The sequence below is a fragment of the Frankia sp. R43 genome (genome assembly GCF_001306465.1).
Lineage (GTDB): Bacteria > Actinomycetota > Actinomycetes > Frankiales > Frankiaceae > Parafrankia > Parafrankia irregularis.
Genome location: NZ_LFCW01000004.1, coordinates 517,196 through 532,254 on the forward strand (window position 1 = coordinate 517,196; position 15,059 = coordinate 532,254).

Here is a 15,059-nt window from a genome sequence, read left to right on the forward strand (position 1 = left end):
CCCTCACACGCCGAAGACAGCGCTGTCACGAACGGTCACATTGACCGGCGGCAACTGCTTCTTGGCAGGGCCGGCAACCGGCTGACCCGTGGAGGCGTCGAACCTGCTGCCGTGGCACGGGCAGATGATCTGCCCCTGGTCGACCGAGGAGACCGTGCACCCCTGATGCGTGCAGACAGCGGAGAACCCATGGACGTTGTCCCCGCCGTCCCTGGTCAGGACGATTCCCTCGTCGCGCAGGACCAGCCCTCCGTTCTGGGGTATGTCGGCGAGCTGGGCGAGTGGGCCCTGGGTGTCCGGTGCGGTCGCACCGCCGTTGGCCGCCGCGGTCACGGACTTGGCGTCCGCCGCGCTGCTGTTCGCCGTCACCCCGTAGCCTGCGGCGGCGGCGGCCACGGTCACCGCGAGGCCGGGCAGCACGGCACGACGTGTCGCTGCTTCCTGTGCCATGTCTCTGTCGGCCTCTCTCAGAACTTCGGGATGTCGGGACGGGTGAAGAACCACAGGGACGCGCTGAGCCAGAGCACGAGCAGGCACAGGAGAACCGCGGAGCCGAGGACCGGCAGGGCCCAGCCGGGCAGCCGCCGGGTCCGCAGGCCCAGCATCTTCGCGGCGTAGGCGCCGTAGAACCCACAGCCGACCAGGCTGTGGACGAGTGTGCGGGTCTCGTCGCTGGCGAACCCGAGCGCCCAGATGCAGTGCAGCGCGACGGGGAGCGTGAGCACGAAGGCCAGGGTGCCGCTCCACCGGTGCGTCGGGGCCGCCCAGGCCGGAGCGCTGCCAGCGCCGGGAAGCCGCCCCCACATCCACAGTGCGGTCGTGAGCTGCACGAGGAGCAGCACCGCCGCGGCGGTGGTGAGCCAGGCCTTCATCGGAAGCATTCCGGAGAAGCCGAGTGTGAACAACGGACGCGCCGCCGGGTCGTGGGCCTTCGCGTACACGCCCAACGAGAGCGCGACCGCCGCGCCTGCCAGCAGGGCCACCGCGAACCCGGCCCCGGCCGAGCGCGTGTTCTCCGCTGAGCGTGAGCCGTCGGTCTTGACGCCGAGCTCCATCCGCCCCCCTTCAGAAAAGGAACTTGTTCGGCGAACTATGCAGGAGAAGACCAACTCGAACGCAGGAGCGTCAATCGAACGACAGGCAAACGTAGGGAAAGAAAGGTGCCGCGGCGTCGGTGACCTCGGCGAGGCCCCGGAAGATCACCCAGCGCGGTCGGGTTGGTGTGCGGACCGGCGGCGTCCGGACCCCGCCCGCAGTTCCGCGACATAGCCGCGCAGCATGGTCTTCAGCGCACGGAGCAGCTCCTCGTCCCCGTTCGGGTCGGCCCGGAACGCCTCCTGGATGACCGCGTCGGTCGCCAGCTGCAGCACCTGGCTCACCCGTGGCAGGTCGTCGCCGTCGAGGCCGGTCACCTGCGCGACGAGGACGGCGAGCCGGCTGGCCATGGCCTGCTTGTGCGCGCGGTCGAGATCGCGGGTCTCGGCGGTCAGGTGCCGGCCGAACCACAGGGCACGGAACCCCGGATGGGTGCGGTAGAAGTCGGCGAAGGCGTCGACGGCGTCACCGACGAGGTCCGCCCGCCCCCACTCACCAGCTTCGAACGCGCCGATCAGGGCTTCGAGCTGGGCTTCGAGCAGGCCGAGGTAGTGCTGGGCCAGCGCCTCGATGACGGCACCGCGGTGCGGCAGGTAGCGGTACACGGTGCCGACGGAGATGCCGGCCTCGGCGGCGAGCCTGGTCGTGGTGACCGCGTCGGCGCCTTCGGTCGCCATGATCTGGTCGGCGGCGGCGAGCATCCGGGCCAGTTTCGCCCGGCCGCGGGCCTGCTGCGGTGTCGTGCGCAGCGAAGGGAGCCGTGCCGTGGCGAGGGCCTCGCCGTCGGGTGCCGTCATCGCCGTGTCGCCTCCTGATGTCCTGTCGCGTGTTCTGTGTGTCCGGTCGCGACCGATGTCCCGGTAGCACCGAATGACGTACTTGAAGGTGAATCACTTTCAGGTTAATGTCCCGCGCATCGTTCCGGCGAGGCCCAGCCCGGGACGGACCACCACCGACAGGACGCGCGATGAGCACTGCGACGTACACCGGCCGGTCGCCCCGCTCCGACGACCCGGCCATCGGGGTCGCCCGCCTGTGGCGGCGCGAGCTGGCCCACTTCCCCGCCCCGCGGGCCCGGCTGACCTACCTGTCGATCGCCGTCCTCACGACGATCTTGTTCTATTACCAGTACTACCTGATCAGCGGCGTCAGCGAGCAGGTGCTGCAGAGCACCGGGATGTCGTTCCGCTTCTTCGTCAACATCAACGTCGTCTCGGCGCTCGCGAGCGCGCTGACGTCGGTCGCCGCCGGGGTCTGTGACCGCTACGGGCGGGCGAACGTGGTGACCGTCGGGGTGCTGCTGTGCGCGCTGACCTGCCTGGTCGGTTTCCCTCTCGCCAGCGGCGCGTGGGCGGTCGCGGTCTGCTACACCCTGCTCGGCGCGTTCGAGGGCACCGTGCTCGTCGCGACGGCCGCCCTCGTCCGGGACTTCAGCCCCCAGGTGGGGCGCGCCACCGCGATGGGGTTCTGGACGATCGGCCCCGTCGCCGGCAGCCTCGTCACCAGCGCCGTGGTGAGCAACACCGCCGACGAGATCCACGACTGGCAGGACCAGTACGTCATCGCCGGGCTCGTCGGGCTCGGCGTGTTCGTCCTGTCGCTGCTGTTCCTGCGGGAGCTCGCGCCGGCGCTGCGCGATCAGGTGCTCGTCACTGAGCGCGACCGCACGCTGGTCGAGGCGCGGGCCCGCGGGCTGGACGTCGACGCGGCGCTGCACCGCCCCTACCGCCAGATGCTGCACGTCGACATCGTCGGCTCGGCGATCGCGATCAGCGTGTTCCTGTTCATCTACTTCGTCGCGGTCGGCTTCTTCCCGATCTTCTTCCAGACCGTCTTCGGCTTCTCCACCTCGCAGGCCAACGCGCTCGGGAACTGGATGTGGGGAACCCAGACCGTGGCGCTGATCCTGATCGGCCTGTGCTCGGACCGGCTCGGTGTGCGCAAGCCGTTCATGCTCGTCGGGGCCCTCGGCGCGATCGTCACCACGCTGCTGCTGATCGACCGCACCGGGCAGTCCGGGACGAGCTACTACACGTTCGTCGCGATCCTCGTCCCGCTCGGGCTTTCGCTGGGGCTGGCGTTCGGGCCGTGGATGGCCGGGTTCACCGAGACGGTGGAGCGGCGCAACCCGGCGCTCACCGCGACCGGCCTGTCGGTGTGGGGGCTGACGATCCGCACCGTGGTGACCCTGTCGACGTTCCTGCTTCCGTATGTCGTCACCACGGTCAACCCGCTGGTGCAGGACGGACCGGCGGTGCAGGCGATCGTGGCGGGCACCGACCCACGCCTGGACGCGGCACAGAACGCCGTGGTCAAGGCCGTCGCCGCCGATCCCGGCATCGTCGACCGGGCGCAGACGCTGGCCGAGCGTTATCAGGCGGAGATCACGACGGCGGGCGCGCTGAGCCGGGCCACCCAGGAGGCGCTCACGGCGAAGCCGGACGATCTGATGGTCCAGGCCGGTGCCGTCAGCGAGCTGTCCCGGCGCAGCGTCGACGATGTGGTCCGCGCGGTTCTCCTCAGCGAGTCACACGTCGATGAGACCGCCGCGCTGCGGGCGCTCGACCCGGCGACCCGCCAGGCGCTGGTCGCCGACCCCGCCGGCACCAACGGCACCAACGACCCCGCCGTGCGGGCGAAGGCCGCCGACCAGCTCACCACCGGCCTGCGCGTCACCCCGGAGCAGGCGCAGGCCCGGCTGACCGCCCTGCTCGCACTGCCCGGCGACGACCTGCGCTTCCTGGTCTCCGACGGCGTCGCGGTGCTGAAGTCCGCCGACGATCTGACGGCGCTTTCGGCGGTGCCCGCCGCCGACCTCGCCTTCCTCGACGAGTACGGCACCGTGCTGGAGAACCCGACGGTGCAGGACGTCCTGCGCTACCTCGAGAAGCAGGGCCCGCGGGTGCAGCAGGCCGCCGAGGACGCACCGGGCCAGTGGCAGACCTACTTCTGGATCGCGGTCGCCGGCGAGGTCGTGTTCATTCCGATGATCTTCCTGATGGTCGGGGCCTGGCGGCCGCGGACCGCGCGCCGGATCGCCGCCGTGCACCAGGCAGTCGTCGACAGCGAGCTCGCCCGCCTCACCGCCACCGCGGCCTCCCCAGCCACCGTGGCTTCCTCCCCGGCCACCGCGAGCACGGCGACCACCGCGGCGCCGGTCGCCACCCCCGCCGCACCGACGACGGCTATGAATCCGCCCGCGGAGCAGCCGCAGGAGGAGGGGTAGATGTCGTCGACGGCTGTCGAGGCCGCCCGGGCCGAGATCGCGGCGTCCTGCCGGAGCCTGGCCGCCCGCGGCCTGGTCGTCGGCACCGCGGGCAACGTGAGCATGCGCGTCGGCGCGCGGCAGGTCGCGATCACCGCGACCGGGGCCCGGTTCGAGGAGCTGACCCCCGAGCAGGTCACCGTCGTCGACCTCGAGGGCCGGATCGTGCACGGCGACCTCGCCCCGACCTCGGAGCTCACCCTGCACCTGGGCATCTACCGCCGCTACGACCCCGGCGCCGTCGTGCACACCCACGCGCCGCTGAGCACTGCCGTCGGCCTGGTCGTCGACGAGGTCCCCTGCGTGCATTACCAGATGCTGCTGCTCGGTGGCAGCGTGCGGGTGGCGCCCTACGCCACGTTCGGCACGCCGGAGCTGGCCGAGGCCGTGCTGGCGGCTCTGGACGGACGGGCCGCCGCGCTGATGGCCAATCATGGCGCGGTCACCCATGCCGCCACTCTGCAGGGCGCCGTCGAGCAGACCGAGCTGCTCGAGTGGGCCTGCGAGCTGTACTGGCGCGCCGCGGCGATCGGCACCCCGAAGGCCCTGGGCACCGACGCGCAGCTGGCGGTGGTCAACGCCGCGACGCAGCGCGGCTACGGCACCACCCGATCCGCAGGCACCACCCGATCCACAGGCACCAGCCGATCCGCACATCCCACCGCAGCACGTCCCACCGCAGCCGAGGAGCGTCCATCCCGATGACCGCGACATCCGAGCTGGACGCACCGGGCGAGATGAACGTCGTGGCGCTCGGCGCACATGTGCTCGACACGCTCGTGCGCCCGGTCGAGGGCATTCCCGCCGGGCAGGACGGGCTGCTGGTCGACCAGATCAGGGTGTCCGCCGCCGGCCCCGCCGGGGGCACCGCGCTGGTGCTCGCCCGGCTGGGAGCGCGGGTGCGCAGCGCCGGTGCCGTCGGCACCGACCCGATCGGGGACCAGTTGCTCGCCCTGCTGGGCCGTGCCGGGGTGGACACGTCGCTGATCGTGCGGCGCGACGGGGCGCAGACGTCCGCCAGCGTGCTGCCGATCCGCCCCGACGGATCGCGACCGGCCTTCCATGTGATCGGCGCCAACGGCACATACGGCCCGGACGACGCGCCGTGGGACGCCATCGCCGCCGCCACCCACCTGCATCTGGGCGGGCCGGAGTTCATGGGTGGGGAGGCCGCCGGCCGGATCCTCGCCTTCGCCCGCGAGCACGGCGTCACGACCTCGCTGGACTCGCTCGCTCCCGCCGACCCCGGCATGCTCGACTGGATCGCGGGCGCTCTTGGGCACGTCGACTACCTGCTGCCCAACGACGAGCAGGTCCTCGGCTGGACCGGCGAGCCCGATCTCGTCGCCGCCTGCCGGGCGCTGCTCGCCCGCGGCGTGGGCTGCGTGGCGGCCACCGCGGGTGCCGCCGGAGCCGTCGTCGTCACCGCCGACGAGGTGCACCGCGTCCCCGCGTTCGCGGTCGACGTCGTCGACACGTCCGGCTGCGGCGACTCGTTCTCCGCCGGCTTCCTGCGCGCGCTCGCGCTCGGCCGGACGCCGCGGGAGGCCGCCGTGCTCGGCTGCGCGAGCGCGGCGTTCACCGCGGCCGGTCTCGGCACCGACCACGGCGACTTCGACCTGCGCACCGTCGAGGAGTTCGCCGCGACCGCCGCCACCGCGGCGCTGCCCGACGGTACGGCGCTGCCCGACGGTGCAGCGCTTCCGGGCGGTGCGGACGCGGTGCGGCCATGAGCAGCGGTACCACCGCCGGGACCGCCGTGGGCGGGACTCCGGTCAGCCCGCCGAGAAGGGTCGACGTCGCCGTGATCGGCGCCGGCCTCGCCGGGCTGACGGCGGCGGACGCGCTGAGGGCCGCGGGCCGCGACGTCGTCGTGCTGGAGGCCCGTGACCGGGTCGGCGGGCGCCTGCTCAACCACGATCTCGGCGACGGGCAGGTCGTCGAGGCCGGCGGGCAGTTCGTCGGGCCCACCCAGAACCAGGTGCTGGGCCTGGCCGCCGATCTCGGCGTCGCGACGTTCCCCGCCTACGCCCACGGGGCCAGCGTGTACGTCCACCGTGGCCGGGCTCGCCGGTTCGGCGGCGACATCCCGCCGGACCCGCTGGCGCTGCCCGGCCTGGGGCTCGCGATGGCCCGGATGAACCAGCTGGCCCGCACGGTTCCGATCGACGCGCCGTGGACGGCCCGGCACGCCCGACGCTTCGACGCGATGACCTTCGCGACCTGGCTGCGGCGGGTCACGGCCGGCACCGGCGGGCTGGAGCTGGTAGACGTCTTCCTCCGCTCGGCCTACGGCGGGACGGCGGCCGAGGCGTCGCTGCTGTTCAGCCTCCACTACATCGCCGGCATGGGCGACGAGCGGCACCCCGGCACGATCGACCGGGGCATCGCCGGGGCGGGCGGCGCCCAGGAGCTGCGCTTCCACGGCGGCTCCCAGCTGCTGGCGCTGCGCCTGGCCGAACGGCTCGACGGGCGGGTGCAGCTCGGCACACCGGTACGTGGCATCGAGCAGGGCGACCGGTCGGTCACCGTGCGCTCGGAGCGCGGCACGTGGACGGCTCGGCACGCCGTGGTCGCGACCCCGCCGGTGCTCGCCTCGCGGCTCGCCTGGTCCCCGCGGCTGCCACCGCAGCAGGACGCCCTGTTCCAACGGCTGTCCTTCGGAGCGCTGGCGAAGTGCGAGGCCGTGTACGACGAGCCGTTCTGGCGGGCCGACGGACTCAGCGGCCAGGGGGTGTTCCGCGCCGGGTCGACGGTCTGCTCGATGTTCGACAACTCCCCGCCCGGCGACGGCGGCGGCGAGGGCGGCGGCCCGGGGGTGCTGATGGGGTTTCTCGGCGGCCCGCAGTGGCGGGCGTGGGCGCACCGCCCGGCCCGCGAGCGCCGCGGCGCCGTGCTGCGCGCGTTCGCGCAGGTCGTCGGCCGGCGGGCGCTGCGGCCCCGGTCCTACTTCGAGCAGGACTGGACGGCCGAGCCGTGGACCCTCGGCGGCCCCACCGCGGTCGCCGCCCCGGGGGTGCTGACCGCGTTCGGGCCCTGGCGGGACCGGCCGTTCGGCCGGGTCCACTTCGCCGGTGCCGAACACGCCGACTACTGGAACGGCTACATGGACGGCGCGGTGCGCTCGGGCCGGGAATCCGCCCAGGCGATCCTCGCCGCCACGGACTGACCCAGGATCAGGTGCCACACCGCCAACCGCCCGGCAACCGCGAGGAGCAACGAGATGAGTGAGGCGAGCGAGGTCAGTGAGGTCAGTGAGGTCAGCGAGGTCAGCGAGACGGCCGTGCTCGCCGTTCCGGCGGAGCGGGTCTGGGAGGTCCTCAGCGCCACCGGCCGGTACGCGGAATGGGTCGCCGGAGTTCTGGAGGTCACCGACCACCACGGCGAGGCGACGGTCGGGCGCACCTACTCCGAACGCAACCGCACCGTCGGCCCGCTGACGACCCGATCGACCTGGACGGTCCGCGAGCTCGACCCACCCCGGCGGCGGGTCGACACCGGCACCGGTTTCGCCCCGATGCACGACATGACCAACGTGTTCGACGTCGAGCCCGTCCCGGTCGGCGACGGCCTGGGCACCAGGCTGACCTACACGGTGCGCTACCGGCCTGGCCTCGGCCCGATCGGCCGGCTCATCGACCGCCTGCAACAGCCCGGCCTGCGCCGTTCGTTCCAGACGTCCATGCGCGCCCTGGAGGACCTGATCATCGCCGAGGGCGACGAGCCCGCAGGGCACGACGGCTGATCAGTGGGCACGACGGCTGATCAGTGGGCACGACGGCTGATCAGTCCACGGCCTCCACACCGACGAGCCGCACCTGCCGGAAGGCGGCGAGCCGCTCGGCCTGAGCGTCGATCGAGGCGCGCAGGGCCTGGGTGAGCGGGCGCCACATCGTCAGGTTCAGCCGCAGCTTCCCGGCGGTCTGCCGCGGGCGCCACAGGCCGGCGACCTCTCCGCCGACGAGCACGGCGCCGGGCCGGCCGAGCACCGGCCACAGGGCCTTCGCCCGTGCCTGGTCGCCGACGAGCAACGCCCTGTCCCGAGCCTGCAGGAACAGGTCATAGGGCCCCAGCAGCCGGGTCGAGGTGACAGCACCTTGCCCCAGGCGATCCCTGTCCTCGGCGAGGATCCACCGGGCCTCGCCCTCGACGCACACCTCGACGGCGTCGGCGGGCCAGCGGGCTCGGATCTCCTTCACCGGAGCGTCGAGGAACTCCGCCACCTGCTTCGGTGCCGCCGGGCCCAGAAAACGCAGATAGCCCCGGATCACGTCGAACCGCGCGGGCACCGTGGCAGCCGGGATGAGCCCGGGGATCGGCCGCAGCACCGGCGGCGAGGTACCGGGCACAAGCTCCAGGCCCGCGCGCAGCGCCGCGAGCCGGAACGGCTGCTCGTACAGGTGGGTGGCCTGACAGGGCCGGCAGAAACGCAGGTACGGCGGGCCCATCAGCTCAGCCAGCCGAGCCGACACCTCGCCTTTGGTCATCGGACCGGTGACCAGCCCGCGCATCGCCGCCGCGACGGAGTCCAACGCGACGAGCGGACTGATGCCGGCGGCGCGCAGCGGCCGCGCCGCATCGAAGATCCGTTTCGCGGCGTCGGCCTCCGAGTACGGCGCGGTGGCCGCGGCCACGGTGGGCAGATCCTCTCGACGGTAGAGATGCGGCGCGCCGCGCAGTGTCCACACCGTCGCCAGCTCACCGCCACCGGGGCCGGGGCCGGCAGTGGCCCCGGCACCTCGGATCGCCAGCGCCCACCGCCCACCGTCGGGCCCGGTGTCCTGAACGCCGAAGTCGAGCACGGCCGCGCCGCCCGGCGCGGCCGCCGCGCCATCCAGCTGCTGGGCGTGCGCCCGGAACGCCAGCACCTCCGCCCGTGCCACCTCATCGACCATGCCCGCCACGATAGGAGGCACCGCCGACAAGTTCGGCTCCCGCGAGGCGACGGTCCGGGTGCCCCGGGTCCGCGGTCATGCCACCCCCCGATGGCATGACCACAGGCCTGGGGCACCTGGCACCCGGCACCCGGCACCCGGCACCCGGGCGCGGTGTACCCGGCCGGACGGTCGCGCCGGGCGTGCGCCGGCCATCCAGGTGAGGTGGCCACCGCCGCGGCTCCGCTCGGCCGGTGCCTGGCGCGAAGCATTTCACGGTATGCTTTCTCGACTTCTTCGCACCCGCCGGTACCAAATTTCCTCGCGCCAATTCCTCCACCGGCCGAGGTGAATTTCCCACACTTCACATCACACGTTCTGGAATTCCTTCGGGACACCCTCGGATGCGCTGGCCACCGGTGCCCGCCCGAAATTCTGTCAGCCGCGCGGCGCACCTGACAACGCGTCCGGGGAGGAGCAGCGAGATGGGACGGCCGACCCGCGCTGACCTGCGGTAATCTTGGCGATGTGGGACGTGGTCCGTCACTGACGCGACCCGGCGGTAACAGAATGTCCACCGTTAGACACCGTGCGCGTTTGCTGGGGGGCCAGTCCGGATGGCAAAACACTCCGAGGAGCTGGGTGCACTCCTGTCGGAGCTGAAGCAGCGCAGCGGCCACAACTACGAATGGATCGGCCGGAGGGTCAACGCGAGCAAGTCCACCGTGCACCGCTACTGCACCGGCCGGACGATTCCGGTGGAGTTCGGAACGCTGGAACGCATCGCACGGTTGTGCGGTGCGGACAACGAGGAGATCGCTCGGCTGTTCCGGCTCTGGGAAGGCGTCAAAGCGCCTCCTTCAGGCACCGGGCCGGCCGACGCTCCGCTGGATGACGGCCAGCCCGCGAGCGCCCCGGAGCGGCCCGCCGGGAATCCGCCCGAGCCGCCTGCGCACGAGCCGCCTGCGCCCGAGGCACCCGCGCACGGGGCGGCCACACCTGGGGCGTCCGGTCCGCCGGCGGGCCACGGTCGCCGGAGCCTGCGGACGGTGCTGGCGCTCGGGCCGGGCCCGCGGCGTCGACGACGTGGTGCCGTGCTCGCGGCCGTCCTGCTGTTCCTCGGCGCAGCCGGCGCCGCCGTGGTGGTGACGGCCCTGCCCGACCAGGACGCAGCGGTGGCCGGGCCGGCCGCACAGCAGCTCGGGCGTCCGCTCACCGCGGGCGGCGACTGGGCGTTGTCCGCGGTGTTCACCGCGGACGGGCAGCTGATGGCCACCAGCAACCGGGACGGCCAGGTGACGCTGTGGGACGTCACCGACCGGGCGTCGCCCCGGCGCCTCGCGCTGGAACTGACCGGGCCACAGGCGGGTGTCACCACGGTCGCCTTCTCCCCCGACGGGCGGACCCTCGCGGGCGGCGACTGGCAGGGCAACGTGTGGCTCTGGGACGTCACCGACCGCAGGAAGCCGGCATCGGCGGGGCAGGCGCTCGCCGGGCACACGAAACCCGTCTGGTCGGTGGTGTTCTCCACCGACGGGCGCACCCTCGCCACCGGCAGCGACGACCGGACGATCCGGCTGTGGGACCTGGCGGGCAGCGGCAGTCCAAGCCAGACCGCCCAGCTCTCCGGTGACACCACGTATGTCACCTCGGTGGCCTTCTCCCCCGACGACCGGATCCTGGCCGGTGGCGGCAACGGCGACACGATCCTGCTCTGGGATGTCTCCGACCGGCACGCGCCGCGCAGGCTGCCGCCGGGGCCCGCGACGCCCACACCCGCCTACGCCGTGGCGTTCGCTCCACGCAGGCCCGCGCCCACCACCGACGGCCCGGCGCGCACCGCCGACGGCCGGCCACCCGCCGCGGCCAGCCGGGTGCTCGCCGTCGGCGAGGCCGACGGCTCCGTCCAGCTGTGGAACCTCGACGACGCCGCGCGGCCGCGCCTGCTCGCCGGTCCGCTGCGCGGGCACACCAACCGGATCTGGTCCCTCGCCTACTCCCCCGACGGCCGGACCCTGGCCACCGGAGGCTTCGACGCGGCGATCCGACTGTGGGACGTCTCCGACCCAGCCCGCCCGAAGCCGCTGGGCCATCCGCTGACCGGCCACAACGGCTGGGTGCTGACGGTGCGGTTCGCTCCCGACGGCCACACGCTCGCCAGCGCGGGCATCGACCGCACCACCCGGCTCTGGTCGGTGCCCTGAACCGGGACGCCGATCCGGCGACGTGCCACGGCGCGGCGCACCCGTCGGCGGCCTTGCCGGTTTCCCGGGAATGTCGGACCCTCCGGCTACGGTCCGCGGGGACGGCGCCCGCGGCGTCCGTCCAGCCGGCACCCACCGGCCCCGCACCGACCGGCCCAGCACCGACCCGGCCCAGCACCCACTGGCCCCGCACCAACCGGCATGGAGGAGAGCGCGTTGACGCCACCGACACAGCCGCCGTCCGCCGTCGTGTTCGACTGCGACGGAACCCTGGTCGACAGCGAGATCTGCTGGCACCGGGCCTATTCCACCCTGTTCGGCCACCACGACCGCGTCTTCACCCCCGACCATCACGACACCCTCATCGGCCAGCCGCTGCCCGTCGTCGGCCGCGTCCTCACCGCCGCGCTCGGTTTCCCCGACCACCACGGCAGCAGGCTGATCGGCGACATCCTCGACCTCGTCACCGCCGAGCTCGCCGCCGGCGCGCCCGCCCGCCTGGGTGCCGTCCACCTGGTTCGCGAGCTCGCCGCGCTCGGCTACCCACTGGCCGTCGCCTCCAGTGCCCCCCGCGACCTCGTCCACCAGCATCTGGCCGGCGCCGGCCTGACCGACGCCTTCACCGCCGTCCTCGGCGGGGAGGACACCGACCAGCCCAAACCCCATCCCGACATCTATCTGCGGGCCTGCGCCGCGCTCGGCGCCCCGCCGGCACGCAGCATCGCCATCGAGGACTCACCTCCCGGGGTCGACGCCGCCCGCGCCGCCGGCATGTTCGTCATCGGCGTGCCCGGGCGCCCGCAGCTCGTCCTGGCCTCCCACCTCACCGTCGGGGATCTCACCGCCCCGCATCTGCGGCGCGTGCTCGGCCTCCCGCCCGCCGCACCGACCGCACCGCGGGCCGCGCCGACCGCACCGCCGACCTCGGTGGCGGGTGAACGTCGGGCCGCTCACTAGGGTGGGGCTCATGGAGAAGCCCGAAATCGATTTCGTCGACCCGACCCCGCCGACCGACCTGGTCGTCCAGGACATCACCGAGGGCACCGGCGCCGAGGCCACCGCGGGGCAGACGGTCTCCGTCCACTACGTCGGCGTCGCGCACAGCTCGGGTGAGGAGTTCGACGCCTCGTACAACCGCGGTCAGCCCTTCCGCTTCCGGCTCGGTGCCGGCCAGGTGATCTCCGGCTGGGATCAGGGCGTGCAGGGAATGAAGGTCGGCGGCCGGCGCCAGCTCGTCATTCCCCCGCACCTCGGTTACGGCGCCCGGGGCGCCGGCGGCCAGATCAAGCCGAACGAGACCCTCGTCTTCGTGGTGGACCTGCTCAGCGTCAACTGACGCGCCGGGCATTCGTCCCGCCGGCCCGTTCTCGCCGGGTTCCGTCCAGGCCGCACACCGTTGCGCGGGTGCGTGGCGCAAACGCGGGAACGGGCCACGCCTTGCCTCGGGAGCCCGGGGGCGACATCGTCCGCGGGAGCGGGAAACGGCAGCCGTCCGGCTGCCGCCGAACGCCCCCGGACGGCACCGGCCGGCCAGCCGCGGCCGTCGCCCCGCCGCCCGGCGGGAGCGACTCGAGGGAGGCTGGCCGGACGTGCCCAGTGCATCGCGGTCGTCGTCGCCCTCGCAGGCGGCGCTCCGAGCCGATCTCGTCCTCGAGGGCGGCGGGGTGAAAGGCCTGGCGACGGCCGGGGCGGTGATGCACCTGCTCGAAGCCGGCTACACGTTCGAACGGGCGGCCGGTACCTCCGTCGGTGCCGTGGGGGCCGCACTCGTCGCCGCCGGGGCGGACAGCGCGGGCCTGCGGTCCGCCATCGACCGGCTGGACCTCGCCCGGGTCCCCGACCGGATGCCGCCCTGGCTGCCGGGCATCAGCGAGAGCCTGGGCCTCGCCACTCGCAGCGGGGCCTACCGGGGCGACTACCTGCACGGCTGGATGTACCAGGAGCTCGACCGGCTCGGGGTGACCACGTTCGGCCAGTTGCGCCGACGCGATTCCGGTGCCGACCCGAACCTGCCGGCCGAGCACCGCTACCGGCTGGTGGTGATGGCCACCGACGTCACCCACGGCCGCCTGCTGCGCCTGCCGTGGGACTACCCCCGCCTCGGGCTCGACCCGGACACCCAGCTCGTCGCCGACGCCGTGCGGATGTCGGCGTCGATCCCGTTCTACTTCGAACCGTGCACCCTGCACAATCCGCTGGAGGGCACCACGTCCACGATCGTGGACGGCGGCGTGCTGTCGAACTTCCCCATCGACATCTTCGACCGGACGGACGGGCAGCCCGCCCGCTGGCCCACCATCGGTGTCAGCCTGTTCCCCGACCTGCCCGGAGGGCTCGGGGACCTTTCGCCGCTGTTGCGCCTTCTCCCGACCCCGGCGCCCCTGGATCTGCTGAAGGCCGTCGTCGCCACCGCCCTCGTCGGGCACGACCAGACCCACATGGACCGGTTCGGGGTGCGCTACCGGACGATGGAGATCGATACCTCGGGTGTCGGCATCACCGACTTCGGGCTCAGCGCGGCCGGGCGGCAGATGCTGCTCCACCGCGGCCAGGCGGCCGCCGCCGCGTTCCTCCTGGATCCCGCCCTGCGCGGGCAGGAGGCCGCGGCCGCGGCGGACGCCGCCAGGTCAGCAGCGGCGACGGCCTCCCTCACCGCGAAGGAATCCACAGCCGCGAAAGCCGCCGCCGCCGCGAAGGCTCCACGCTCCGCGACGTCGGCCCACCCGACGACGTCCGCCGCAGGTGCCAAACCCGCCGCACAGACCCGCCGCACAGACGGTAAACGCGCTTCCGCCGGACCCGGCACAACAGGCACGCGAAGCACCAGAAGCACCAGCGGCACGAAGAAGTCGCCGGAATAGCACTGCTCTCCCCGGAGGGCGTGGAGAGCCGGCCGGAAGGTTCCCCGGCCTGCCGCTTCAGAAGGTGCCGCCGGTGCCTACCTTCGGCCAGCTGAGCGCCGGTGTGACGAGGCGGCGGCAGTGGCGTCGCGCAGCAGTGCGACGACGACATCCGCGGGGAGGCCGACGACGTTGTCGTAGGCACCGTCGTAGTGCGCCACCAACGCACCGCCGGCGCCCTGGATCGCGTAGCTGCCCGCCTTGTCGAAGGGCTCGCCGGAGGCGACGTAGGCAGCAAGCTCGTCGTCGCCGAAGTCGCGCATGGTCACCGCGGTGGTCGTGCTCCGGCCCAGGTCGGTGCCGGACTCACCGTGCACCACCACCACGGCCGTGATGACCCGGTGCGTGCGGCCGCGCAGGGCTCGTAGCATCCGCGTGGCGTCCTGCTCGTCCGTCGGCTTGCCGAGGATGTTCCCGTCGAGCTCGACGATCGTGTCGCAGCCGATGACCAGCGCGTCCCGCGCGAAGCCCGCCTCCGTACCCGCGGCTGCCCCGGTAGCTGCGACTGGCCCGGTAGCTGCGACTGCCAGTGCCTTGCGGCGCGCAAGCTGAAGGGCGAAGTCCGGCGGATCGTCATAGCTCTCGACCGTCTCGTCCACGCCGCTGGTGACGACGGTGAAGGCGAGCCCCATCCTCGTCATGATCTCGCGACGGCGCGGCGATCCCGAGGCAAGGATGATCCGGTAGCCAGCCACGGCGCCCACGCTACCGGCCGCCCCGC

14 protein-coding genes are annotated in these 15,059 nt (G+C 73.2%); 9 read left to right on the forward strand and 5 right to left on the reverse strand.

The features are described 5' to 3' along the window. Positions 1-3: 3 nt before the first annotated feature. The 3 genes from ACG83_RS19505 to ACG83_RS19515 all read right to left on the reverse strand — a co-directional run bounded on the left by ACG83_RS19505 (position 4) and on the right by ACG83_RS19515 (position 1,892). Positions 4-450, reverse strand: coding sequence for a Rieske (2Fe-2S) protein (locus ACG83_RS19505; RefSeq protein ID WP_054567640.1), 447 nt, complete (start codon positions 448-450; stop codon positions 4-6). A 17-nt stretch (positions 451-467) separates the two neighbouring features. Next, a complete protein-coding gene (locus ACG83_RS19510) occupies positions 468-1,055 on the reverse strand; it encodes a DUF6529 family protein (RefSeq protein ID WP_054567641.1) in 588 nt (195 codons plus the stop codon). Positions 1,056-1,199: 144 nt separating this feature from the next. Further along, positions 1,200-1,892: a TetR/AcrR family transcriptional regulator gene (locus tag ACG83_RS19515; RefSeq protein WP_054567642.1), complete on the reverse strand. Its 693-nt coding sequence runs from the start codon at positions 1,890-1,892 to the stop codon at positions 1,200-1,202. 170 nt (positions 1,893-2,062) lie between these two features. On the opposite strand from ACG83_RS19515, the gene ACG83_RS19520 reads away from it, so the two are divergent. Genes ACG83_RS19520 through ACG83_RS19540 form a run of 5 tightly spaced genes read left to right on the forward strand, consistent with a single transcriptional unit; the run spans position 2,063 to position 8,105 of the window. Further along, a complete protein-coding gene (locus ACG83_RS19520) occupies positions 2,063-4,321 on the forward strand; it encodes an MFS transporter (RefSeq protein WP_083473378.1) in 2,259 nt (752 codons plus the stop codon). Beyond that, complete coding sequence (locus tag ACG83_RS19525; protein WP_235498022.1) at positions 4,322-5,065, forward strand: class II aldolase/adducin family protein; 744 nt, start codon at positions 4,322-4,324, stop codon at positions 5,063-5,065. Beyond that, entirely contained in the window at positions 5,062-6,093 is a 1,032-nt protein-coding gene (locus tag ACG83_RS19530; RefSeq protein ID WP_054567643.1) for a carbohydrate kinase family protein, read from the forward strand. The genes ACG83_RS19525 and ACG83_RS19530 overlap by 4 nt, the downstream gene beginning before the upstream one ends. After that, positions 6,090-7,529 carry an FAD-dependent oxidoreductase gene (locus ACG83_RS19535; RefSeq protein ID WP_054567644.1) on the forward strand — a complete coding sequence of 480 codons (1,440 nt, stop codon included), beginning with the start codon at positions 6,090-6,092 and terminating at the stop codon, positions 7,527-7,529. The genes ACG83_RS19530 and ACG83_RS19535 overlap by 4 nt, the downstream gene beginning before the upstream one ends. Before the next feature lie 54 nt (positions 7,530-7,583). Continuing rightward, entirely contained in the window at positions 7,584-8,105 is a 522-nt protein-coding gene (locus ACG83_RS19540) for an SRPBCC family protein (protein WP_054567645.1), read from the forward strand. A 40-nt stretch (positions 8,106-8,145) separates the two neighbouring features. Here ACG83_RS19540 and ACG83_RS19545 read toward each other — a convergent pair whose 3' ends face one another. Then, positions 8,146-9,255 (reverse strand): winged helix DNA-binding domain-containing protein, encoded by a 1,110-nt coding sequence (locus ACG83_RS19545; protein WP_054567921.1) that lies wholly within the window; start codon positions 9,253-9,255, stop codon positions 8,146-8,148. Positions 9,256-9,851: 596 nt separating this feature from the next. Between ACG83_RS19545 and ACG83_RS19550 the strand changes: the two genes are divergently transcribed. The 4 genes from ACG83_RS19550 (at position 9,852) to ACG83_RS19565 (ending at position 14,299) form a co-directional block, all read left to right on the forward strand. Then, on the forward strand, positions 9,852-11,438 hold the full coding sequence (locus ACG83_RS19550; RefSeq protein ID WP_054567646.1) for a helix-turn-helix domain-containing protein: 1,587 nt from the start codon (positions 9,852-9,854) through the stop codon (positions 11,436-11,438). A gap of 216 nt (positions 11,439-11,654) precedes the next feature. Further along, positions 11,655-12,395, forward strand: a complete 741-nt coding sequence (locus ACG83_RS19555; protein WP_235498023.1) for an HAD family phosphatase — start codon at positions 11,655-11,657, stop codon at positions 12,393-12,395. 10 nt (positions 12,396-12,405) lie between these two features. Next, entirely contained in the window at positions 12,406-12,774 is a 369-nt protein-coding gene (locus tag ACG83_RS19560) for an FKBP-type peptidyl-prolyl cis-trans isomerase (RefSeq protein WP_054567922.1), read from the forward strand. A gap of 253 nt (positions 12,775-13,027) precedes the next feature. Then, positions 13,028-14,299 (forward strand): patatin-like phospholipase family protein, encoded by a 1,272-nt coding sequence (locus tag ACG83_RS19565; protein WP_054567647.1) that lies wholly within the window; start codon positions 13,028-13,030, stop codon positions 14,297-14,299. Between the two features lie 77 nt (positions 14,300-14,376). Here the strand turns inward: ACG83_RS19565 and ACG83_RS19570 are convergent, their stop codons facing one another. Then, positions 14,377-15,042 (reverse strand): nucleoside triphosphate pyrophosphatase, encoded by a 666-nt coding sequence (locus tag ACG83_RS19570; protein ID WP_054567648.1) that lies wholly within the window; start codon positions 15,040-15,042, stop codon positions 14,377-14,379. Positions 15,043-15,059 lie beyond the last annotated feature (17 nt).

Excerpts from the sequence above, each read along its gene's own strand:
- ACG83_RS19505 (WP_054567640.1), bottom strand. The coding sequence starts at position 450 with ATGGCACAGGAAGCAGCGACACGTCGTGCCGTGCTGCCCGGCCTCGCG.
- ACG83_RS19510 (WP_054567641.1), bottom strand. The coding sequence starts at position 1,055 with ATGGAGCTCGGCGTCAAGACCGACGGCTCACGCTCAGCGGAGAACACG.
- ACG83_RS19515 (WP_054567642.1), bottom strand. The coding sequence starts at position 1,892 with ATGACGGCACCCGACGGCGAGGCCCTCGCCACGGCACGGCTCCCTTCG.
- ACG83_RS19520 (WP_083473378.1), top strand. The coding sequence starts at position 2,063 with ATGAGCACTGCGACGTACACCGGCCGGTCGCCCCGCTCCGACGACCCG.
- ACG83_RS19525 (WP_235498022.1), top strand. The coding sequence starts at position 4,322 with ATGTCGTCGACGGCTGTCGAGGCCGCCCGGGCCGAGATCGCGGCGTCC.
- ACG83_RS19530 (WP_054567643.1), top strand. The coding sequence starts at position 5,062 with ATGACCGCGACATCCGAGCTGGACGCACCGGGCGAGATGAACGTCGTG.
- ACG83_RS19535 (WP_054567644.1), top strand. The coding sequence starts at position 6,090 with ATGAGCAGCGGTACCACCGCCGGGACCGCCGTGGGCGGGACTCCGGTC.
- ACG83_RS19540 (WP_054567645.1), top strand. The coding sequence starts at position 7,584 with ATGAGTGAGGCGAGCGAGGTCAGTGAGGTCAGTGAGGTCAGCGAGGTC.
- ACG83_RS19545 (WP_054567921.1), bottom strand. The coding sequence starts at position 9,255 with ATGGTCGATGAGGTGGCACGGGCGGAGGTGCTGGCGTTCCGGGCGCAC.
- ACG83_RS19550 (WP_054567646.1), top strand. The coding sequence starts at position 9,852 with ATGGCAAAACACTCCGAGGAGCTGGGTGCACTCCTGTCGGAGCTGAAG.
- ACG83_RS19560 (WP_054567922.1), top strand. The coding sequence starts at position 12,406 with ATGGAGAAGCCCGAAATCGATTTCGTCGACCCGACCCCGCCGACCGAC.